Origin of the sequence: Streptomyces sp. NPDC032198 (assembly GCF_040636975.1) — a bacterium.
In the GTDB taxonomy this organism is placed as follows: Bacteria; Actinomycetota; Actinomycetes; order Streptomycetales; family Streptomycetaceae; genus Streptomyces.
Genome location: NZ_JBEZVL010000001.1, coordinates 24,090 through 45,521, shown reverse-complemented (window position 1 = coordinate 45,521; position 21,432 = coordinate 24,090). Strand labels below are relative to the sequence as shown.

Sequence of the window (21,432 nt, the reverse complement as noted above, 5' to 3'; positions counted from 1 at the left end):
CCTGACGAAGGGTGGTACGACATGGCACGCGTACGGTACGGAGCGCGCACCGAGGCGGAGATCGCCGCGGCGCGCACCGCGAGTTCGAAGCTTCCCGACATCTGGTCCACCGGTGTGGTGGCGGTCTGGGAGAGCGATCCGGACGCGGTGGCGGCCGTTCTGCCGCCTCCGCTGAAGCCCACGGCCCGGCCGCTGGTGCGGGCCAACATCAGCAAGGTCGACCTGCCGGGCTACCCGCTCGGCGCGGGCTCGGTGGCCGTGGCCGCCGAGCACGACGGGGTGGCGGGCTGGTATCCGCTCGTCATGCCGATGACCCACGAGCGGGCCCTGATCGGCGGGCGTGAGGTCTTCGGGGAGCCGAAGAAGCTGGGCGAGGTCGAGGTGGAGCGCGACGGCCTGGTCGTCCGCGCCTCGCTGGCCCGGCACGGCATCGCCTTCGTGGAGGTGCGCGGCGCGGTCAGCGGCGACCTGCCGATCCCGGAGCCGGTGCGGAAGACGGACTTCTACTTCAAGTTCCTTCCCGCGGTGGACGGTTCGGGCTTCGACGCCGATCCGGTGCTCGTGCACTGCGTGCGCAACGAGAAGGTCCGCAAGCTGGAGGGCATCACCGGGGACGTCGTCCTGCGCGAGTCGATGTACGACCCGGTCGCGGACCTCCCGGTGCGCGCGGTCGTCGAGATCACCATCGGCGAGAAGACCACCGACCAGAAGGGCCGGGTGGCCGAGCGGGTCAGCGCGCAGGCGCTGCTGCCCTACATCCACCAGCGCTACGACGACCCGCAGCAGATCCTCGACGGCCCGCCCGAGGGGAGCCTCTGAGATGGAGCTGCGGGAAGGGCAGGTCGCCGTCGTCACGGGCGCGGCCAGTGGCATCGGCCTCGCCATGGCGCGCCGGTTCGCGGCGGACGGCCTCAAGGTGGTCCTCGCGGATGTCGAGGAGGGCGCCCTGGAGAAGGCGGCGGCCGGGCTGCGCGAGGACGGGGCGAGCGTGCACGCGCGCGTGGTCGACGTCGGCTCGCGCGAACAGGTCTTCGCGCTCGCCGAAGCGGCGTACGAGACGTTCGGCGCCGTCCATGTGCTCTGCAACAACGCGGGCGTCGGCTCGGGGGCCGAGGGCCGCATGTGGGAGCACGAGCCGAACGACTGGAAGTGGGCCTTCGAGGTCAACGTGTGGGGCGTCTTCCACGGCATCCAGGCCTTCGTGCCCCGGATGATCGCGGGCGGCGAACCCGGCCACGTCGTCAACACCTCGTCCGGCGACGGCGGCATCGCGCCCCTGCCGACCGCGTCGGTGTACGCGGTCACCAAGGCGGCCGTGGTGACGATGACGGAGTCGCTGTACGCGCATCTGAAGGCGGAGCACGCGCGCGTGGGCGCCTCCGTGCTCTTCCCGGGGCCGCACATGCTGCGCACCGGACTGTGGGAGTCGCACCGCAACCGCCCTGAGCGGTACGCCAAGTCCCGCCCCCGCAAGACCCCTTACCGCAGCCTCGACCAGTGGGAGTCCGCGATGAAGGACGCCGGCCAGGAGGTGGAGTTCACGCCCGTCGAGCAGGTCGCGGACTTCGTGGCGGAGGGGATCGCGGCCGACCGCTTCTGGCTGCTCCCTCAGAGCGAGCACAGCGACCGGCAGATCAAGGCCAGGTCGCGGTCGATGCTGGACCGCGCGAACCCGGCGTATCTGGAGAGCTTCATTCTGGACTGAAGGGCACGTGATGACCGACCAGGACCCTTACCTGATCATCTCCTCCGACTGCCACGCCGGGCTCCCCACCGAGGAGTACCGGCCCTATCTCGACAGCCGCTTCCACCGGGACTTCGATCAGTTCCTGGGGGAGCGCGACGCCCGCCGCGCGGAGGCGACCCGGCTTGGCATCCGCAACGACGCGTTCGCCGCCAAGTGGTTCCAGGACAACGAGGAGGGCCTGCGCGGCGGTTGGGAGACCGCACAGCGCCTCAAGGAGCTCGACGGCGACGGGGTGGCCGCCGAGGTCGTCTTCCCCGACGCGGACGCCGTGGACAGCCAGACGGCAGCGCCCTTCGGGGTGGGCCTCGGCCTCTCCGGGGACCAGGACCCGGAGCTCGGCATGGCGGGCGCGCAGGCGCACAACCGCTGGCTCGCCGACTTCGTGTCCGAACACCCCGAACGGCACTGCGGGGTCGCCCTGTTGCCCATCACCGGAGAGGTCCACCGGGTCGTCGCGGAGGTCCACCGGGCCAAGGAGTCCGGACTCGGCGCACTGATGATCCCCTCCATGTGGGTCGACAAGGCGCCCTACCACGACCGCCGTTACGACCCCGTGTGGGCGGCGGCGGCCGAGTGCGCGATGCCCGTGGTGACCCACTCCGGGGCGGCGCCCCGGCACGAGTACGGCGACCACCTGGGGATCTACGTCTCCGAAGTGACCTGGTGGCCCGCGCGGCCCCTGTGGTTCATGCTCTGGTCGGGCGTCTTCGAACGTCACCCGGGGCTGAAGTTCGGCGTCGCGGAGTCCGGCTGCTGGTGGCTGCCGAACCTCCTGTGGTTCATGGACCGCCTCTACCTGGGCGCGCACGGCGGCAAGAAGCTCTCCCCGTTCGCCGAGCTCAAGCGGCCTCCGCACGAGTACCTGGACCGGCAGCTCTTCATCTGCGCCACCAACACCAAGCGCCGCGAACTCGCCCAGCGCTACGAGATCGGCGTCGACAACATCCTCTGGGGCAGCGACTTCCCGCACCCCGAAGGGACCTGGCCCGACACGCGCGCGTGGCTGAGGAAGACCTTCCACGACATCCCGGTGGGGGAGACCCGCCGGATGCTGGGTCTCGCCGCGGCCGAGGTCTTCGGCTTCGACACCCAGAAGCTGGCGCCGCTGGCCCGCAGGATCGGCCCGACGCCCGCCGAACTCGGTCAGGCCACCGACGACGCGGGCCGGGCGGCCGTCGAGGCGTCCTGGGCGCGCTCACGCGACGTGGGCCGCCACTGGCTGACCGACCACGACTTCCCGGTACTGGGGGCGGACACATGAGTCCAGAGCGCATGACCGAAGAGAACATGACCGAGGAGCGCTACACCGTCATCTCGGCGGACTGCCACGCGGGCGCCGATCTCCTCGACTACCGGCCCTACCTGGAGTCCCGCCACCACGACGCGTTCGACGCGTGGGCGGCCACCTACGTCAATCCGTACGAGGACCTGCTCGCCGACACCGCGGACCGCAACTGGAACTCGGACCGCCGCGTCAGCGAGCTGGAGCAGGACGGCATCGTCGCCGAGGTCGTCTTCCCGAACACCATCCCGCCCTTCTTCCCGAGCGCTTCCCTGATGGCGCCGGCGCCCACCCGGGTGGAGTTCGAGCAGCGCTGGGCCGGTCTGCGCGCCCACAACCGCTGGCTCGCCGACTTCTGCGCGGCGGCGCCGGGGCGCAGGGCGGGCGTCTTCCAGATCCTTTTGAACGACGTGGACGCGGCTGTCAAGGAGATCCACTGGGCCGCGGACGCGGGCCTGCACGGGGGCCTCCTGCTGCCCGGGACACCACCGGGCAGCGGGCTCCCGGAGCTCTACTCGGCGGCGTACGACCCGATCTGGGCGGCCTGCGCCGAGCGCGGTGTGCCGGTCAACCACCATGCGGGGTCGGCGTCCCCGCCGCTGGGCGACGAGCCGGCCGCGCGGGCCGTCTTCATGGTGGAGACGACGTGGTTCTCGCACCGGGCGCTGTGGCACATGGTGTTCGGCGGTGCGTTCCGCCGCCACCCCGAGCTGCGGCTCGTGCTCACCGAGCAGGGCTCGGGGTGGATCCCGGGCGTCCTCGACATGCTGGACTACTACCACGGGCGCCTGGTCGCGGCGGCGTCGAGGACGGGCACCGCCGAGTCGAAGTTCGGTGCCGGCCTCGCCGATTCGATGGGCAAGGGGCCCTCCGAGATCTGGCGCGAGAACTGCTTCGTCGGGGCGAGCTTCATGCGGCCGCACGAGGCGCGGATGAGGGACCGGATCGGCCTCGACAAGATCATGTGGGGCAGCGACTACCCGCACGACGAAGGCACGCACCCGTTCTCGCGCGAAGGCCTCCGCATCGCCTACGCGGGCCTCCCGAAGGACGAGATAGCCGCCATGGTCGGCGGCAACGCGGCCCGGGTCTACGGCTTCGACCTGGAGCGGCTGGGGGCGGTGGCCGCGCGCGTGGGACCGACGGTCCGGGAAGTGGACGAACCCCTCAAGGAGACACCGGCAGGCGCGACGAGCCCCGTCTTCGCCTCCGGGGGGTCGGTACGCGTCTGGTGACGGCGTGCCCCTGCCGGATTCGCTCACCCGGGGGTGAGACCCTCCCCGGGTGAGCGATCAGGTGGCTGGACACGACGAAGCACACGGCGGCGCGCTCGCCTCCCGCCTCAACTGGCTGCGGGCGGCCGTGCTCGGGGCCAACGACGGCATCGTCTCGACAGCGGGCCTGGTCGTCGGCGTGGCGGGCGCCACGGGCGACCGCAGCACGCTGCTCACGGCCGGACTCGCCGGGCTGCTCGCCGGTTCGATGTCCATGGCCGCGGGCGAGTACGTCTCCGTGTCCACCCAGCGCGACTCCGAGAAGGCCGCGCTCGCCATGGAGAGGCGCGAGCTGCGGGAGCAGCCCGAGGCGGAACTGGCCGAGCTGACCGGCCTGTTGGAGCAGCGCGGCCTGAGCCGTGAGGTGGCGCGCGAGGCGGCGGAGCAGCTCACCGAGCGGGACGCGCTGCGGGCGCACGCGCGCGTGGAGCTCGGCATCGACCCCGACCAGCTCACCAACCCCTGGCACGCCGCCTGGGCCAGTTTCGTGGCCTTCACGGTGGGTGCGCTCCTCCCGCTGCTCGCGATCATCCTGCCGCCCGCCGACTGGCGCCTCGGGGTCACCGTCGTCTCGGTGCTCGGCGCGCTCGCCCTCACGGGGTGGAGCAGCGCGCGGCTCGGCTCGGCGCTGGTGCGGCCCGCCATCCTGCGCAACATGGCGGGAGGAGCGCTCGCCATGGCGGTGACATATGGGGCGGGTGCGCTGCTCGGGGCGGTCGGTGTCTAGCCGGTGTTCAAGCGTCCGCTTTTGGCGGAGATCGCCAACAAGTACTTCCTTACCCCAGGTAATACTTGTCGGTAACTACGTCTAGCGGCGGTCGGCCGGGGGCCTTTACGGTGCACGCATGCCGCCGAACCTGCCCGATGTCGTGCTGTGGTCCATACCTGCATTCGTACTGCTCACCGTCGTGGAGATCGTGAGCCACCGGATCCATCCTGCCGCCGACGGGGATGAAGCCGGGTACGAGACGAAGGACGCCGCCACCTCCGTCACCATGGGGCTGGGCAGCCTCGTCTTCGACCTCCTGTGGAAGATCCCCATCGTCGCGATCTACACGGCGGTGTACGCGCTGACGCCGCTGCGCATCCCCGTCCTGTGGTGGACGATCCCGCTGATGCTGCTCGCGCAGGACTTCTTCTACTACTGGTCGCACCGCGGGCACCACGTCATCCGCATCCTGTGGGCCTGCCACGTCGTGCACCACTCCAGCCGTAAGTTCAACCTCACGACGGCGCTGCGCCAGCCCTGGACGAGCCTGACGGTCTGGCCGTTCTACGTCCCGCTGATCGCGCTCGGCGTGCATCCGGCGGCGCTCGCGTTCTGCTCGTCGGCGAACCTCGTCTACCAGTTCTGGATCCACACCGAGCGCATCGGGAAGCTCCCGCGCCCCTTCGAGTTCGTCTTCAACACCCCCTCGCACCACCGCGTCCACCACGCGTCGCAGGGCGGCTACCTGGACCGCAACTTCGGCGGCATCCTGATCATCTGGGACCGCGTGTTCGGCTCCTGGGTCGCCGAGACGGACCGCCCCGTCTACGGCCTCACGAAGAACATCGCCACGTACAACCCGCTGCGGGTCGCCACGCACGAGTACGCGGCGATAGCCAAGGACCTCAGGAAGGCGACCAGTTGGCGCGAGCGGGGCGGCAGGCTGTTCCGGGGACCCGGCTGGCAGCCGCAGGCGCCGGTGGCGCCACAGGGGGCACCCGAGCCGGTGACGGAGCCTGTGACGGAGCCGGTCCCGGAGAGCGCGGTATGACGGCTGCGGGCAGGGCGAGGCTGCTTCTCGTGGCATTCGGCCTGGTGGCACTGGGCGACCTGACGGCGCTTCTCGCGGATTCCGGGGCCGCCCACACCGTCTTCAAGCCCCTCCTCATGCCGCTCCTGGCGGCGTACGTGCTCACCGTCGAAGGCCCGCGCCTCCTGACCGCCGCGCTCCTCTTCGGCTGGGGAGGCGACGTCCTGCTGCTCTTCGACGCCGACCTCGCGTTCCTCGCCGGAATGGGCTCCTTCGCGGCGGGCCACGTCTGCTACCTCGTCCTCTTCAAGCGCCACGGCACCTCACGCGCGCGTGGCGCCTGGCTGGTGGCCGCGTACGCCACGGCCCTCGTCGGCACGGTCGCCCTGCTCTGGCCGGACCTCCCGCCGGACATGCGCGGCCCCGTGGCGGGCTACAGCCTGCTGCTCACCGCGATGGCGTTCGGCGCGACGAGGCTGGGCCTCACGGCGGCGGCAGGTGGCGCGCTCTTCCTGCTCTCGGACACCCTCATCGCGACCGGCGTCGCCGAGTGGCCGCAGGCCCCGCGCCCCGACTTCTGGATCATGCTCACTTATGTCGCCGCGCAGTTCCTGCTGGTCAAGGGCGTACTGGCCGCGCAGCCCGAACAGGCTCAACCGCCCCGGCAGCCCGCGCGGCTCACCAGCGAATCGGCAGCGGCAACGCGGTCAGCAGAGCCGACACCGCCACCACGACCCCGAGCGCGATGACCTCACCGCGTGCGGGGGAGTACGCCGACACCGGATCGGCGGACCTGCGCAGCCGCCGCCGCGCGAGCAGCGCGAGGACGGCCACGGCCACCACGATGAGCACCTTGGCGAGCAGCGTGCGCCCGTAGGCCGTCTCCGCCAGCTGGTCGATGACCGTGCTCGGCGGCATCCGTCGCAGAGTGCTGCACACTCCCGTCACCGTGATCGCGGCCAACAGCACGGCCGCCACGCGCGCGTAGAGCCCCAGTACGGCCGCGCCCGCCTCCGGAGCCGACGTCCGCCACAGGCGCAGCATGCGAAGCACCTGCAACAGGCCACCCGCCCACAGCACCCCGCAGGTCAGATGGACCAGCGTCAGCCCCGAGCCGACGAGCGGGGTGTCCTCCACCGGAGGATGGGCCCGCAGCGCCTCCGCCACGATCACCGCGGCCAGCGGAAGGGCCGCGGTGGACGGGCGGCGCGAACGCGAGCAGAGCAGCGCCACGATGAAGGCGTTGACCTCAAGGAGCGCCAGCCTGCCGTCCCGTGACGCGTAGAGACCGCCGATGTCCATGTCGGACAGCTGGTGCGGCACCAGATTGCCGGTGGCCACCACCGAGGCGAGGCCGAGCGCGGCGACGGTCCCCGCCACCGCCGCGTACGTGGACCAGCTCCGCGGCGCACGGTCCAGCGGCGCCCCCGGCACCCGGCGGGCCAGCCGCGTCGCGTACACCTCGCCCAACTGCACGCAGAGCGCGGCGAACATGACCGCCCGCAGGAACGTGATCCCGGCCGTGCCGGGCGCCTCGGCCTCCCCGGTGCCGCTCAGCGCCGCCGACGGGCCGAGCAGCGGGACGGCGGCGGCGACGGCCACCAGGACGAGCACGGCGACGGCACGGGCCGTCGAGGGGCGGCGGCGCGGGGCGCGATGCGAGGTGCCCGGCGTGCCGAGGGGCGTGCCGGCGCCCGCGCCCGCCGTGGCCTCGCCGCCGGGGTCGGCGGACGGTTGTATGGAGCTCACCACATGATCTTCACCAGGTACGCCCTTATCGGGCAAGTCCTGGCAAACAACTGGCGGAACCGCATTCCGCCCGGCATGAGCCCCGCGGGCAGCGCCCCGGTTCGCGTTACTCCGTGGCGGCGGCGGCCGCCCACCCGAGCTTGATCTCCTTCTCGGGCTCGGACGGCTGGAGGTCCCAGCCCAGCGGGGTCGCCGTCCGCACCACGTACGCACCGCCCACACCGCGGTAGAACCGCAGCGGGACCACGCACTCGGTGGGCAGCTCGGGGGTCTTGGGGTCCTTCGGGGCCGACAGCTTCCTCGTCCACTTGTCGAGGTGCTGGTCCACCCGTGCGCGGTAGAAGTCCGCGTCCCCTTCGTGCCGCAGCTCGGGCCAGGTCACGGCCCACAGCGGCCACAGCTCCATGCGGCCGAGGGTCGCGTCCATGACCTTCTCGAAGCCGCGCTCGTAGCCGGGAATGATGTACGTGAAGATCTCCGTGATCGTGGCGAACGCGATGAGGACGATCGCGAACGCGAGCCACAGCACCCACCACACGGGCAGCACGATCACCGTGGCGACGAACTGCAGCGCCAGCTGCCAGGCGGGACGGGCCGGCCGGGGCACCCAGCTCTCCGTGTCGACGGATCCGAACGCGGGGTTCCGATACTCATACATGGGACGAGATCCTCTCGCGAAGGGCCGGGCGGCACGCAACCGCCCGGCCCGGCTCGCCTCGCGAACCCGTTACTTCCGTACGACTTGCTTCCGTACCGCCTACTTCCGAACGGCGTCGAGCGCGTCGATCATGCCCACGCCGTAGAAGCCGTTCTTGTTCTTGCCGCCCTCGCAGACCGCGTCGACCTTGCCGTCACCGTCGATGTCGTACGGATCGGTGCACTTCATGGCGTCGGCCTCGCCGTAGAGCAGCGCCTTCACCATCGCCGACGACGCGTGCGGATGGGCCGACTTGACGAGCGCGGCGACCCCCGCGGCGTGCGGTGACGCCATCGACGTACCCGCCTTGTAGCCGAACTTGCCGCCCGGGAGCGTCGACAGGATGCGGCCGTCGGTGGCCGGCGCGTCCGGCGTCTGGTACTTCGTCGAGTCGCCGCCCGGCGCCGCGATGTCGATGACACCCTTGCCGTAGTTCGAGTACGAGGACTTGATGCCCTTCGCGCCCGTGGCCGAGACGGTCACGACGCCCGGAAGCTGCGACGGCAGGTCGAAGCAGTCCTTCGTCTTGATCGTCCGGGGCACCGGAGTCGTGTCGTCCGGGCTGGAGTCGTCGAGGATCTCGTCCTGCGCGAGGTCCGTCTCGGCGTTACCGGCCGCCGCGACGTTCACCGCACCCTTGCGCTCCGCGTACCGCGTGGCCCGCCCGACGGCGTCGACCAGGGCCTTCTGGTCGTCGTCCGTCTTGCAGTTGAACAGCCACGGGTCGGTGTAGTAGCTGGAGTTGGTGACGTCGACGCCGTGATCGGCCGCCCACATGAAGCCGCAGACCACGGCCTCCGTGTAGTACATGCCGGTCGCGGGCTCGGCCACCTTCAGGCTCGCCACCTTCACGCCCGGAGCGACACCGGTGACACCGGTGCCGTTCTTCGCGGCGGCGATCGTGCCCGCCACGTGCATGCCGTGGTCGCTCTCCCCGCTCACCGGACGCCACGCGTTGTCCTTCTGCACGGGCACACCGCCCAGGCAGCTCGCGGACGCCTTCGCGTCGAAGTTCGGCGCGATGTCCGGGTGCGTGTCGTCCACGCCCGAGTCCAGGACGCCGACGGTGACCCTGGAGCTGCCGAGCGACACCTTGTGGGCCTTGTCCGCCTTGATGGCGGGCAGGTCCCACTGGAGCGGCTCCAGCTCGTCCTGGCCCGCGCCCGCCTGCCCGGCCGCCTGCTTCGCCTCGGCGGCGGTCAGTGGCCGCTCGGACTCGAGCGCGTCGTCGGACTGCGCGGACAGCGGCGCGGTGCGGGTCGCCCCGGCCGACGCGACGCCCTTCGCCCCGCGGATCTTCTTGGCGAAGTCCGCGTCCGACGAGTGGACGACGATCACGCCGATCCTGTCGTACGCGATGACGACGGTGCCGCCCGCCTTGGCGATGGCCTTCTTGACGTCCGCCGACGTCTTGCCCGACGGCGAACCACCGTGCCCGGCGCGGACGTTGACGACGTAGCTCATCGACGTGCCGTCCGCGAGGGCGGAGACGGCGGACGACACCGGGGAGTTCTGCTGAGCCGCGGCGTCGGGCTGAGCCGACGCCGTGCCCGGCAGGAAGGCGACGGCCGAGGCCACCGCCATGCCGAGCGGGAGCGCGAGCACGCGACGGGAGCGCGTGAACGGTGCGGTCATGGTGTGAGTGCCCTTCACTTCTTCACGGCGTCGAGCGCGTCGACGATCCCGTTGCCGTAGAAGCCGTTCTTGTTCTTGCCGCCCTCGCAGACCGCGTCGACCTTGCCGTCACCGTCCGGGTCGTACGGCACCGTCGGGCAGCCCGGGTTGTCGGCCTGCTTCTTGAGGAGCCGCTGGAGCTCGGCGGGGCTCGCCTTGGGGTGCGTCGACTTCAGGAGCGCGGCGACGCCCGCGGCGTGCGGTGACGCCATCGAGGTGCCCTGCAGCCAGCCGTACTCGTTGCCCGGCATCGTGGAGAGGATGCGGCCGTTCTTGGACGGGGTGTCGGCCGGGATCTGGTACTTGTCGCCGCCGGGGGCCGCGATGTCGATGACGCCCTTGCCGTACGTGGAGTAGTACGACTTGAGGTTCTGCACGCCCGTCGCGCTGACCGTGACGACGCCCGGCAGCTGGGTCGGGATGTCGAAGCACTCGGAGGGATCGATGGTGCGCGGCACCGGCGTCGAGTCGTCGGGGCTCGAGTCGTCCAGGATCTCGTCGGAGGCGAGGTCGTGGTTGGAGTTGCCCGCCGACGCGAGGTTCAGGGTGCCCTTCTTCTGGGCGTACAGCTGGGCGCGGTTGACCGCGTCGACGATGGCCCGCTGGTCCGGGTCGTCCATGCAGTTGTAGAGCCACGGGTCCACGTAGTAGCTGTTGTTCGTAACCTCGATGCCCTTGTCGGCCGCGAACACGAAGGCGCAGACGACGCTCTCCGGGTAGAACAGCTCACTGACGGGGTCGGCCACCTTGATGCCCGCGACCTGCACGCCGGGCGCGACGCCCGCGACGCCCACGCCGTTACGGGCGGCGGCTATCTCACCGGCCACGTGCGTGCCGTGGTAGTGGTCCGGCTTCGCCGGGCGCCAGGCGCCGGGCGAGGTGTCCGCCTTGCCGCCGACACAGCTCGCCGACTGCGAGGCCGAGAAGTTGGGCGCGAGGTCCGGGTGGGTGTCGTCGACTCCGGTGTCGATGACGCCGACGGTGACCTTCTTGCTGCCCGGGTTGATCTTGGCTGCCTTGTCGGCGCCTATCGCGCGCAGATCCCACTGGTCGGCCTCGAGCGGCTCGGCCGCCGGACCGGCCTGCGCCTTGAGCGCCTTCGCCTCGGACTTCGACAGGAGGGTCGGTGCGCCCTCCTCCGTGGTGCCCGCCGCCGTCAGGGGCGAGGTGCGGGTCGCGCCCGCGGACTGGACGCCCTTGACCTTGCGCAGCTGCTTGCCGAAGTCGGGGTTGGCCGAGTGCGCCACGATGACGCCGATCTTCGGGTACGCGACGACTACGGTGCCGTCCGCCCTGGCGATCGCCTTCTTGACGTAGGCGATCGTCTTGGAGTCCGTGCGGGTGTTGACGACGTACGCGAGCTTCGGGGACTCGGCCTTCGCCGACGCGGTGGCAGGGGCGTCGGGGGCCGCAGTCGCGATGCCCGGAGCGAAGCCGACCGATGCCGCCAGCGCGATGCCGAGGGGCACGGTGAGCGCGATTCGGCGTCTGGAACGCAGATGAGCCATGGGGTCTCCACATCATCCGGATACGTGAACTGCCCGAACACATCTAGTGATCGGGCAGGTACATGACGGGGCGTGCAGAGTGAAGCTATCCCCAGAACTCCCAGGCCAGCAACGGATTCCGGAAGAAAGCAGTGCGTAGTGCCGCGCCGGACGCGCCGCCGAGACGTTGAACAGGTAACGGAAGCAACATCGACCCCTGTCGGATCACGTCCCGTGGCCTTAGCATCGCCATCCGTGGCTTGAGTGATCCGCGTCACTGCCGGATCGAAGAGAGTCAATGGACCAGCTGTCCGTCCCCACCGCACCCGCACCACGAGGAGAAGACTCCGTGGCCCCCGAAGCATCCCCACCGTCCAAGGACGGAGAAGCCCCCGCTCGCCATGCACCGTCCACGGAAGAATTCCTCCAGGAGCAAGCGAGTCCCGAGTTCGGTGAACTCCGCAAGGCGCACCGCTCGTTCGCCTTCCCGCTGACCATCGCCTTCATCGTCTGGTACCTGGCCTACGTGCTGCTCTCGAACTACGCGGGCGACTTCATGGGCACCCAGCTGTTCGGCAACATCAACGTCGCCCTGGTCCTCGGCCTCGCACAGTTCCTGACCACGTTCCTCATCGCCTGGTGGTACTCCCGCCACGCGGCCACCCAGCTCGACCCCAAGGCCGAGGCGATCAAGTCCCGTATGGAGGGCGGCGCATGAGCCCCGCGCTGAACACCACAGTCCTGGCCGCGGGTGAGGCGAGCGAGCACCGGCCGCTGATCATCTCCCTGTTCGCCGTCTTCGTCCTGGCCACCCTGGTCATCACCGTCTGGGCAGGACGCCAGACCAAGAGCGCCGCGGACTTCTACGCGGGCGGCCGCCAGTTCACCGCCTTCCAGAACGGCCTCGCGGTCTCCGGCGACTACATGTCGGCCGCGTCGTTCCTCGGCATCGCGGGCGCCATCGCGCTCTTCGGATACGACGGCTTCCTGTACTCCATCGGGTTCCTGGTCGCCTGGCTCGTGGCGCTCCTCCTGGTCGCCGAACCGCTGCGCAACTCCGGCCGCTACACGATGGGCGACGTCCTCGCCTACCGGATGCGCCAGCGCCCAGTGCGCACCGCCGCGGGCACCTCCACGATCATCGTGTCGATCTTCTACCTGCTCGCCCAGATGGCGGGCGCGGGCGTCCTCGTCTCGCTCCTGCTCGGCATCACGTCCGACGCGGGCAAGGTCGGCATCGTCGCCCTGGTCGGCGTCCTGATGATCGTGTACGTCACCATCGGCGGCATGAAGGGCACCACCTGGGTCCAGATGGTCAAGGCGGTGCTGCTCATCGCGGGCACGCTGCTCCTCACCTTCCTGGTCCTGTTGAAGTTCGACTTCAACGTCTCGGACCTGCTCGGCACCGCCGCCTCCAACAGCGGCCAGGGCACCAAGTTCCTCGAGCCGGGGCTGAAGTACGGCGCCACATCGACCTCGAAGCTGGACTTCATCTCGCTCGGCATCGCCCTGGTGCTCGGCACCGCGGGCCTGCCGCACATCCTGATCCGCTTCTACACGGTGCCGACCGCCAAGGCCGCGCGTAAGTCCGTGAACTGGGCGATCGGCATCATCGGCGCCTTCTACCTGATGACGATCGCGCTCGGCTTCGGCGCCGCGGCACTCATCAAGCCGGCCGAGATCATCGCGTCCAACCCGGCGGGCAACACGGCGGCGCCACTCCTTGCCCTGCATCTGGGCGGCGTCGACTCCTCGTGGGGCGCGATCCTGCTCGCCACGATCTCGGCGGTCGCCTTCGCCACGATCCTCGCGGTCGTCGCCGGCCTGACGCTGGCCTCGTCCTCGTCGTTCGCGCACGACATCTACGCCAACGTCATCAAGAAGGGCAAGGCCACCGAGAAGCAGGAGATGAAGGCGGCCCGCTGGGCGACGGTCTTCATCGGCATCGTCTCCATCGCGCTCGGCGCGCTCGCCCGCGACCTGAACGTGGCCGGTCTGGTCGCGCTCGCCTTCGCCGTCGCGGCGTCCGCCAACCTGCCGACGATCCTCTACAGCCTCTTCTGGAAGCGCTTCACCACCCAGGGCGCGCTGTGGTCGATCTACGGCGGCCTCTTCACCGCCGTGTTCCTGGTGCTGTTCTCGCCGGTCGTCTCGGGCAACCCGAAGACGTCGATGTTCAAGGGCGTCGACTTCCACTGGTTCCCGCTGGAGAACCCGGGCCTCATCTCGATCCCGGTCGGCTTCCTGCTCGGCTGGCTCGGCACGATGCTGTCCAAGGAAGAGCCGGACAAGGGAAAATACGCGGAACTCGAGGTGCGCTCCCTCACGGGTACCGGAGCCCACTGAGCCCCTCTGAACACGCAGGTCAGCGGCCGCGTCGTAGATCGTTGGTAGATCTCTACGACGCGGCCGTACCGCTCCTCGTGGGATCGGGCCCCCCGTCGTTGTCGGTCCCGTCACGTAGGCTCGTGATATCTGAACCGAACCGGCTGAACCAGGATCAGGGAGGGGGCCCACGTGCTCATCGACACCTACGGCCGAGTGGCCACCGATCTGCGGGTTTCGCTGACCGACAAATGCAACCTGCGGTGCACGTACTGCATGCCCGAGGAGGGCCTGCAGTGGCTGTCCAAGTCGGAGCTCCTCAGCGATGACGAGATCGTCCGCCTCATCCGCATCGCCGTGACCCGGCTCGGCATCACCGAGGTCCGCTTCACCGGCGGCGAGCCGCTCCTGCGCCCCGGCCTCGTCGGCATCATCGAGCGCTGCGCCCAGCTGGAGCCGCGCCCCAGGATGTCCCTGACGACGAACGGCATCGGCCTCAAGCGCACCGCCGCCGCCCTCAAGGCCGCGGGCCTCGACCGGGTGAACGTCTCCCTGGACACGCTGCGCCCCGACGCCTTCAAGACCCTCACCCGCCGCGACCGCCACAAGGACGTCCTGGAAGGCCTCGAAGCCGCCCGTGACGCCGGCCTGACCCCGGTCAAGGTCAACACGGTCCTGATGCCGGGCCTGAACGACGACGAGGCCCCCGACCTGCTCGCCTGGGCCGTGGAGAACGACTACGAACTCCGTTTCATCGAGCAGATGCCGCTGGACGCCCAGCACGGCTGGAAGCGCGACGGAATGATCACCGCCGGTGACATCCTCACCTCGCTGCGTACGCGCTTCGAGCTCACCGAGGAAGGCTCCGGCGAGCGCGGCTCCGCGCCGGCCGAGCGCTGGGTCGTGGACGGCGGCCCGCACCGCGTCGGCGTCATCGCCTCCGTGACCCGCCCCTTCTGCTCGGCCTGCGACCGCACCCGGCTGACCGCCGACGGCCAGGTCCGCACCTGCCTGTTCGCCAGGGAGGAGACCGACCTCCGGGCGGCCCTGCGGGCGAACGACGAGGACAGCACCGAGGGCTCGGACGAGGAGATCGCCCGCATCTGGAAGCTCGCGATGTGGGGCAAGAAGGCAGGCTCGGGCCTGGACGACCCGAAGTTCCTCCAGCCGGACCGCCCGATGTCGGCGATCGGCGGCTGAGCTGCTCGAAGCGGGGGCAATGACCCTTATGACTTAACCCAGAGGCGCCGGGCCCTGTACTATTTCCAGGGTCGTGAACGGTTGTCTCCGGGCACGACGAAGGGCCCGGCTCCTGCCAGAGCGAGGCCCTCCGCGCAGTAGTTCACGAGCCCGGTCGCCTAAGACTCGACCGGGCTCGCTGCGTGTAGCAGCGCCGGTCGCGACCGTCTCATGGGTGGGCGCCCTAGCGGACGAACTGCCCCACACATCCGGTGATCGTTACGAGTAAGCCGAGCAGTCCGGTCCAGACCTGCCACTTCTCAGGGCCGGTCCAGTGCTTGCGCGACTCCCACTGATGATCATTCACTTGTTCACCCCCCTCCAGCACGGAAAAGGCCGCACGGAACCACACGCAGGAGTTTGGTGTTGGTCCGTCGCTCCGACGGGGGACGCGGAGCACGTACGAAGTATCCCACGGGGCACTTGGCGACTGGCACCGGAACTTCATGATTGATCTGAGCTTTTCTTGAGCTCTCCACACCAGGTAGGCCCTCAACGGGCCCTGTGTCGTGCGTAGTTGCCCGGGTTCTCGCTCAGCTCTCCGCGGGGCCGGTCTCGCGGGACTCCCATTCGGCGAGCGGCACGACATCCTTCAACATGCCGCGTACGTCGAGGAATTGGGAGAGGTGCTCGCGGTGTTCACCACATGCGAGCCACGTCTTGCGGCGCTCAGGAGTATGGATCTTCGGGTTGTTCCAGGCGAGCACCCAGACCGCGGCGGCGCGGCAGCCCTTGGCGGAACAGATCGGTGTTTCGTCGCTCACGAGTTACGTCCAAGTGCGTTCAAAACAAGGCGACGCCGAGCAGCCACGGGGGGAGCTGCCCGGCGTCGGTCTGTCGCTCCGACGGGGGATGCGGAGCGCGTACGAAGTATGCCATGGGGGACCCTGTACCCGGGACCTGAACTACATGATTCATCTGAGGATTTCTTGAGCTTGGCGCAACGTCGACGGTCAGTTCTGGTGGCCTGACGGAGCGTTGGGCTCGCCCGGCGAGGAGCCCGCGCCGGCTTCCGGGACGGGTTCCGCGGCCTCGGCGCGCAGGGGTGGTGGCGCGAGCACCGGCCGGGACGGCGCCGGTACGAAGGTCGACGGCAGCGAAGGGGCGTTCTCCCGGCCCGCGTTGGCGATCACCACGGAGATGTACGGGAGGAGAATGCCGAGCACCAGTGCGACGAGGGCGACATGCCGCTCTACGTTCCACAGCACCGCCGCGGCAATGACCGAAAGAGTACGGATCGACATCGAGATCACGTACCGCCGCTGCCGGCCGCGCACGTCGTCCGCGAGTCCCTGCCGGGCCCCTGTGATCCGGAAGACCTGGGCGCCGCTCTGCTTCCGCATCACATTCCACCGCCTGCTCACAAGAAGCCGGGCACTCCCCGGCCCGGACCAGGTCCACGTTACGCCGGGGCTGCGCAGCCTTCGAGACCGGGGCGGGCCTCTTCTCGGTGTCCTGTCTGCGTCATGCCACGTATGGGGGTGCCCGACATGCGCCGTATGGAGGATCGGTCGAGACTTGCCGTAATGCTCATGTTGAGCCGAATGAGGAGGCAGCTATGAGCTGGTTGTGGGCCATCGTCGTGGGATTCGTGCTGGGGCTGATCGCCAAGGCGATCCTGCCCGGGAAGCAGCACAGTCCGCTCTGGCTGACCACGATCTTCGGCATCATCGGCGCGATCATCGGCAACTCGCTTGCCTCCGCGTTCGGCATCGATGACACCCGGGGCATCGACTGGGGCCGACACGCCCTGCAGCTCGTGGCGGCGCTCGTCGTCGTGGGCATCGGAGACATGGCGTACAAGATGATCAAGGGCAACAGGCAGCGCGCCTGACCTGCGAGTACGTGCCATGCGAGAGGGGCCGGCCCCTGAGGACCGGCCCCTCTCGCACGCTTACGGGAACGCGGGTCAGCCCGCCGTGACCTCGACCGCGGCCAGGTTCTTCTTGCCCCGGCGCAGCACGAGCCAGCGTCCGTGCAGCAGCTCGTCGCGGGACGGGACGGCGTCCTCGGCGGTGACCTTGACGTTGTTCACGTAGGCCCCGCCCTCCTTGACCGTGCGCCGGGCCGCGGACTTGCTCGCCACCAGGCCGACCTCCGCGAGGAGGTCCACCACCGGGCCGAGCTCCGAGACCTGGACGCGCGGCAGCTCGGAGAGGGCCGCGCTCAGCGTCGCCTCGTCGAGGTCGCCGAGCTCGCCCTGGCCGAAGAGCGCCTTGGACGCGGCGATGACCGCGGCGCACTGGTCGGCGCCGTGCACCAGCGTCGTCAGCTCCTCGGCGAGCGCGCGCTGGGCCGCGCGGGCCTGCGGGCGCTCCTCGGTGAGCTTCTCGATCTCCTCGAGCTCCTCGCGGGACTTGAAACTGAGGATGCGCATGTACGTCGAGACGTCCCGGTCGTCCACGTTCAGCCAGAACTGGTAGAACGCGTACGGCGTGGTCATCTCGGGGTCGAGCCAGACGGCGCCGCTCTCGGACTTGCCGAACTTGGTGCCGTCCGCCTTGACCATCAGCGGCGTGCCGACGGCGTGCACCGCGGCGTCCGGCTCCAGGCGGTGGATCAGGTCGATGCCCGCCGTGAGGTTGCCCCACTGGTCGCTGCCGCCGGTCTGCAGCGTGCAGCCGTAGCGGCGGTACAGCTCCAGGAAGTCCATGCCCTGGAGGAGCTGGTAGCTGAACTCGGTGTACGAGATGCCCTCCTGGGACTCCAGGCGGCGGGCCACGGAGTCCTTGGTCAGCATCTTGTTCACGCGGAAGTGCTTGCCGATGTCCCGCAGGAACTCGATCGCGGACATCCCCGCGGTCCAGTCCAGGTTGTTGACCATGACCGCGGCGTTCTCGCCCTCGAAGGACAGGAACGGCTCGATCTGCCCGCGCAGCCGGGACACCCAGTTCGCGACCGTCTCCGGGTCGTTCAGGGTGCGCTCGGCGGTCGGCCGCGGGTCACCGATCTGGCCCGTGGCGCCACCGACCAGCGCGAGCGGGCGGTGCCCGGCCTTCTGGAGTCGGCTGACGGTGAGGACCTGCACCAGGTGCCCGACGTGCAGGCTGGCCGCGGTCGGGTCGAAGCCGCAATAGAACGTGACGGGACCGTCCGCGAGCGCCTTGCGCAGTGCATCTTCGTCAGTGGACAGGGCGAAGAGACCCCGCCACTTCAGCTCGTCGACGATGTCCGTCACGGTCGTGTGTCTCCTTGAAAGGTTCTGCGAAGGGTTTCTGGCCGGTACCGCTTGGTACCGGCCAGTCTATGGGCGTCACATCCATGGGCGTCACACGCCTTGGCTGACCGAGCTCATGTTGAAGTCGGGGATGCGCAGGCCAGGCATCGCGGCCCGGGTGAACCAGTCGCCCCACTCCCTGGGCAGCGTCTTCTCCGTGCGCCCGGCCTCCGACGCCCGCGACAGCAGGTCCACCGGCGACTCGTTGAAGCGGAAGTTGTTCACCTCGCCCACGACCTCGCCGTTCTCGACGAGATAGACGCCGTCCCGGGTGAGCCCGGTGAGCAGCAGGGTGGCCGGGTCGACCTCGCGGATGTACCAGAGGCAGGTCAGGAGCAGCCCCCGCTCCGTGCTCGCCACCATCTCCTCCAGGGAGCGGTCGGTGCCGCCGTCCAGGATGAGGTTGTCGATGGCGGGGGCCACCGGCAGGCCGGTCAGGCCCGCGCTGTGCCGGGTGCTGGTCAGATGCGTGAGCTCGCCCGCACGCACCCAGTCGGTGGCGGCCAGCGGAAGCCCGTTGTCGAAGACGGAGGAGTCGCCGCCCGAGGCGTGCGCGAGCACGAAGGGCGCGGACTCCAGACCCGGCTCGTTCGGGTCGCTGCGCAGCGTCAGGGGCAGCTCGGCGAGCCGGTCGCCGACGCGGGTGCCGCCGCCCGGCCTGGAGAACACCGTCCGGCCCTCGGCCGCGTCCCTGGCCGACGCCGACCACAGCTGGTAGATCAGCAGGTCGGCCACGGCGGTCGGCGGGAGCAGCGTCTCGTACCGCCCCGCGGGCAGGTCGACGCGCCGCCGGGCCCAGCCCAGCCGCTTGGCGAGCTCCGCGTCGAGCTCCGCCGGGTCGACGTCCTGGAAGTCCCGGGTCGCACGGCCCGCCCACGCGGACTTCGTGCGGTCGGGGGACTTGGCGTTGAGCTCCAGGGTCCCGTTGGGCTGGTCGTGCCGCAGGCGCAGGCCAGTCGACGTACCGAGGTAGCTCGACACGAGCTCGTGGTTCGCGAAGCCGTACAGCTCGCGTCCGCCCGCGCGGGCCCTGGCGAAGGCCTCCCCGAGCGCGGGAGCGAAGTCGTCGAAGACAGCGGAGGACGTCTCGGCGGGCGCGTCCCTGAAGTCCGCGGACTCCTTGCCCCCGGTGACCAGCGGCTGCGCGTCCTCGGCGGGCCCCGCCCCGCGCGCGGCGTGCTCGGCGGCGCGGACCAGGGGCTCCAGCTCGGCGGCGGTCACGGCCGAGCGCGAGACGACGCCCGAGGCGGTGCCCTCCTTGCCGTCGACGGTCGCGATGACGGTGAGGGTGCGGCCACGGGTGACGCCGTTCGTGGTCAGGGCGTTGCCCGCCCAGCGCAGGTTCGCGGTCGAGTGCTCGTCGGCGATGACGACACAGCCGTCGGCGGTGGACAGTCCGAGGGCGCGCTCGACGATCTCGTACGGCTTGCTGTTACGGCTCATCGACCCGCCTCCTGCGTCGTATTAAGGATGTTCACGCCTCGGAACAGGGCCGAGGGGCAGCCGTGCGAGACCGCCGCGACCTGGCCCGGCTGGGCCTTGCCGCAGTTGAAGGCGCCACCGAGCACGTACGTCTGCGGGCCGCCGACCGCCGTCATCGACCCCCAGAAGTCGGTGGTCGTCGCCTGGTACGCGACATCGCGCAGCTGACCGGTGAGGCGGCCGTTCTCGATGCGGTAGAAGCGCTGCCCCGTGAACTGGAAGTTGTACCTTTGCATGTCAATTGACCATGAACGGTCACCAACGACGTAAATGCCCCGATCCACACTCCCGATGAGATCCTCGGTGGAGAGCCCGCCCGGATCCGGCTGGAGCGACACGTTCGCCATGCGCTGCACCGGAACGTGCCCGGGGGAGTCCGCGTAGGCGCAGCCGTTGGAGCGCTCGAAGCCGGTGAGCTTCGCGATGCGGCGGTCCAGCTGATAGCCGACCAGGGTGCCGTCCTTCACCAGGTCCCAGGACTGCCCGGCCACGCCCTCGTCGTCGTACCCGATGGTCGCCAGGCCGTGCTCGGCCGTCCTGTCGCCCGTCACATTCATGATCGACGAGCCGTACGCGAGCTTGCCGAGCTGGTCGAAGGTGGCGAACGACGTCCCCGCGTACGCCGCTTCGTAGCCGAGCGCGCGGTCCAGCTCGGTGGCGTGGCCGATGGACTCGTGGATGGTCAGCCAGAGGTTGGAGGGATCGACGACCAGGTCGTACGAGCCGGCCTCCACGCTCGGCGCCCGCATCTTCTCGGCGAGGTGCTCCGGGATGCGCGCGAGCTCCGCGTCCCAGTCCCAGCCCGTCCCGGTGAGGTACTCCCAGCCGCGTCCGACCGGCGGCGCGACGGTCCGCATCGAGTCGAACTCGCCGCTCGACTCGTCGACCGCGACCGCGGTGAGCTGCGGGTGGAGACGGACCCGCTGCTGCGTGGTCACCGTCCCCGCCGTGTCCGCGTAGAACTTGTTCTCGTGCACGGTGAGCAGCGAGGCGTCGACGTGCGAGACGCCGTCGGCGGCGAGGAGGCGCGCGCTCCACTCGGCGAGGAGACCGCTCTTCTCCTCGTCCGGCACGGAGAAGGGATCGATCTCGTACGCCGAGATCCACGTCTTGTCGGCGTGCACGGGCTCGTCCGCGAGCTCCACGCGCTCGTCGGAGCCCGCCGCCCTGATGACCTTGGCCGAAAGCTTCGCCATCGCCACGGCCTGGGACGCGACCTTCGCCGCCGCGTCCATCGTCAGGTCGACGCCCGAGGCGAACCCCCAGGTGCCGCCGTGCACGACGCGGACCGCGTAGCCGAGGTCCGTGGTGTCCGAGGTGCCGGCCGGCTTGGCGTCCCGCAGCCGCCAGGACGCGCTGCGCACCCGCTCGAAGCGGAAGTCCGCGTGGTCGGCGCCCAGGGCACGCGCGCGGGCCAGTGCCGCGTCGGCGAGGGCCCTGAGCGGCAGTGCCGTGAAGGCTTCATCGATGGAATGAGGCACGGGTGTCTCCCTGCTGTCGGCACCGGTCGCTCAGATCAT

Annotated in this window: 20 protein-coding genes; 11 read left to right on the top strand and 9 right to left on the bottom strand. The window is 70.0% G+C overall.

Annotated elements, in window-relative coordinates:
- Window positions 1–21 precede the first annotated feature (21 nt).
- From AB0E78_RS00230 to AB0E78_RS00200, 7 genes are all read left to right on the top strand, one after another.
- Complete coding sequence (locus AB0E78_RS00230) at window positions 22–819, top strand: acetoacetate decarboxylase family protein (RefSeq protein WP_361826128.1); 798 nt, start codon at window positions 22–24, stop codon at window positions 817–819.
- 1 nt (window position 820) lies between these two features.
- Window positions 821–1,705, top strand: coding sequence for an SDR family NAD(P)-dependent oxidoreductase (locus AB0E78_RS00225; RefSeq protein WP_361826125.1), 885 nt, complete (start codon window positions 821–823; stop codon window positions 1,703–1,705).
- Between the two features lie 10 nt (window positions 1,706–1,715).
- Entirely contained in the window at window positions 1,716–3,008 is a 1,293-nt protein-coding gene (locus AB0E78_RS00220) for an amidohydrolase family protein (protein ID WP_361826123.1), read from the top strand.
- Between the two features lie 26 nt (window positions 3,009–3,034).
- Window positions 3,035–4,264 carry an amidohydrolase family protein gene (locus AB0E78_RS00215; RefSeq protein WP_361828402.1) on the top strand — a complete coding sequence of 410 codons (1,230 nt, stop codon included), beginning with the start codon at window positions 3,035–3,037 and terminating at the stop codon, window positions 4,262–4,264.
- Window positions 4,265–4,313: 49 nt separating this feature from the next.
- Window positions 4,314–5,030, top strand: a complete 717-nt coding sequence (locus AB0E78_RS00210; protein WP_361826120.1) for a VIT family protein — start codon at window positions 4,314–4,316, stop codon at window positions 5,028–5,030.
- A gap of 118 nt (window positions 5,031–5,148) precedes the next feature.
- Entirely contained in the window at window positions 5,149–6,063 is a 915-nt protein-coding gene (locus tag AB0E78_RS00205) for a sterol desaturase family protein (protein ID WP_361826118.1), read from the top strand.
- Window positions 6,060–6,791: a lysoplasmalogenase gene (locus AB0E78_RS00200; protein ID WP_361826115.1), complete on the top strand. Its 732-nt coding sequence runs from the start codon at window positions 6,060–6,062 to the stop codon at window positions 6,789–6,791. Before AB0E78_RS00205 ends, AB0E78_RS00200 begins: the two co-directional genes overlap by 4 nt.
- On the opposite strand, the gene AB0E78_RS00195 is transcribed toward AB0E78_RS00200, so the two are convergent.
- The 4 genes from AB0E78_RS00195 to AB0E78_RS00180 form a co-directional block, all read right to left on the bottom strand.
- Complete coding sequence (locus AB0E78_RS00195; RefSeq protein ID WP_361826113.1) at window positions 6,721–7,791, bottom strand: CopD family protein; 1,071 nt, start codon at window positions 7,789–7,791, stop codon at window positions 6,721–6,723. The genes AB0E78_RS00200 and AB0E78_RS00195 overlap by 71 nt on opposite strands.
- A gap of 106 nt (window positions 7,792–7,897) precedes the next feature.
- A complete protein-coding gene (locus AB0E78_RS00190; protein ID WP_361826110.1) occupies window positions 7,898–8,449 on the bottom strand; it encodes a hypothetical protein in 552 nt (183 codons plus the stop codon).
- Window positions 8,450–8,548: 99 nt separating this feature from the next.
- The gene (locus AB0E78_RS00185) at window positions 8,549–10,123 is read right to left on the bottom strand and encodes a S8 family serine peptidase (protein WP_361826107.1); all 1,575 of its coding nucleotides are present in this window, start codon (window positions 10,121–10,123) and stop codon (window positions 8,549–8,551) included.
- 14 nt (window positions 10,124–10,137) lie between these two features.
- Window positions 10,138–11,670 (bottom strand): S8 family serine peptidase, encoded by a 1,533-nt coding sequence (locus tag AB0E78_RS00180; RefSeq protein ID WP_361826105.1) that lies wholly within the window; start codon window positions 11,668–11,670, stop codon window positions 10,138–10,140.
- Window positions 11,671–11,998: 328 nt separating this feature from the next.
- On the opposite strand from AB0E78_RS00180, the gene AB0E78_RS00175 reads away from it, so the two are divergent.
- From AB0E78_RS00175 to moaA, 3 genes are all read left to right on the top strand, one after another.
- Window positions 11,999–12,367: a DUF485 domain-containing protein gene (locus AB0E78_RS00175; protein ID WP_361826102.1), complete on the top strand. Its 369-nt coding sequence runs from the start codon at window positions 11,999–12,001 to the stop codon at window positions 12,365–12,367.
- Window positions 12,364–13,995 (top strand): cation acetate symporter, encoded by a 1,632-nt coding sequence (locus AB0E78_RS00170; RefSeq protein ID WP_361826099.1) that lies wholly within the window; start codon window positions 12,364–12,366, stop codon window positions 13,993–13,995. The genes AB0E78_RS00175 and AB0E78_RS00170 overlap by 4 nt, the downstream gene beginning before the upstream one ends.
- A gap of 171 nt (window positions 13,996–14,166) precedes the next feature.
- The gene (moaA, locus tag AB0E78_RS00165) at window positions 14,167–15,174 is read left to right on the top strand and encodes a GTP 3',8-cyclase MoaA (protein WP_361826096.1); all 1,008 of its coding nucleotides are present in this window, start codon (window positions 14,167–14,169) and stop codon (window positions 15,172–15,174) included.
- Window positions 15,175–15,746: 572 nt separating this feature from the next.
- Here moaA and AB0E78_RS00160 read toward each other — a convergent pair.
- Together AB0E78_RS00160 and AB0E78_RS00155 are read right to left on the bottom strand one after the other, a co-directional pair.
- On the bottom strand, window positions 15,747–15,977 hold the full coding sequence (locus AB0E78_RS00160; RefSeq protein ID WP_361826093.1) for a hypothetical protein: 231 nt from the start codon (window positions 15,975–15,977) through the stop codon (window positions 15,747–15,749).
- Between the two features lie 189 nt (window positions 15,978–16,166).
- Complete coding sequence (locus tag AB0E78_RS00155; protein WP_361826090.1) at window positions 16,167–16,556, bottom strand: DUF3099 domain-containing protein; 390 nt, start codon at window positions 16,554–16,556, stop codon at window positions 16,167–16,169.
- A gap of 215 nt (window positions 16,557–16,771) precedes the next feature.
- Between AB0E78_RS00155 and AB0E78_RS00150 the strand changes: the two genes are divergently transcribed.
- The gene (locus AB0E78_RS00150; protein WP_361826088.1) at window positions 16,772–17,047 is read left to right on the top strand and encodes a GlsB/YeaQ/YmgE family stress response membrane protein; all 276 of its coding nucleotides are present in this window, start codon (window positions 16,772–16,774) and stop codon (window positions 17,045–17,047) included.
- A gap of 75 nt (window positions 17,048–17,122) precedes the next feature.
- Here AB0E78_RS00150 and tyrS read toward each other — a convergent pair whose 3' ends face one another.
- The 3 genes from tyrS to AB0E78_RS00135 form a co-directional block, all read right to left on the bottom strand.
- Window positions 17,123–18,391 (bottom strand): tyrosine--tRNA ligase, encoded by a 1,269-nt coding sequence (gene tyrS / locus AB0E78_RS00145; protein ID WP_361826086.1) that lies wholly within the window; start codon window positions 18,389–18,391, stop codon window positions 17,123–17,125.
- A gap of 90 nt (window positions 18,392–18,481) precedes the next feature.
- On the bottom strand, window positions 18,482–19,873 hold the full coding sequence (locus AB0E78_RS00140) for a TldD/PmbA family protein (RefSeq protein WP_361826084.1): 1,392 nt from the start codon (window positions 19,871–19,873) through the stop codon (window positions 18,482–18,484).
- On the bottom strand, window positions 19,870–21,393 hold the full coding sequence (locus AB0E78_RS00135; protein WP_361826082.1) for a TldD/PmbA family protein: 1,524 nt from the start codon (window positions 21,391–21,393) through the stop codon (window positions 19,870–19,872). The genes AB0E78_RS00140 and AB0E78_RS00135 overlap by 4 nt, the downstream gene beginning before the upstream one ends.
- Window positions 21,394–21,432: the final 39 nt, after the last annotated feature.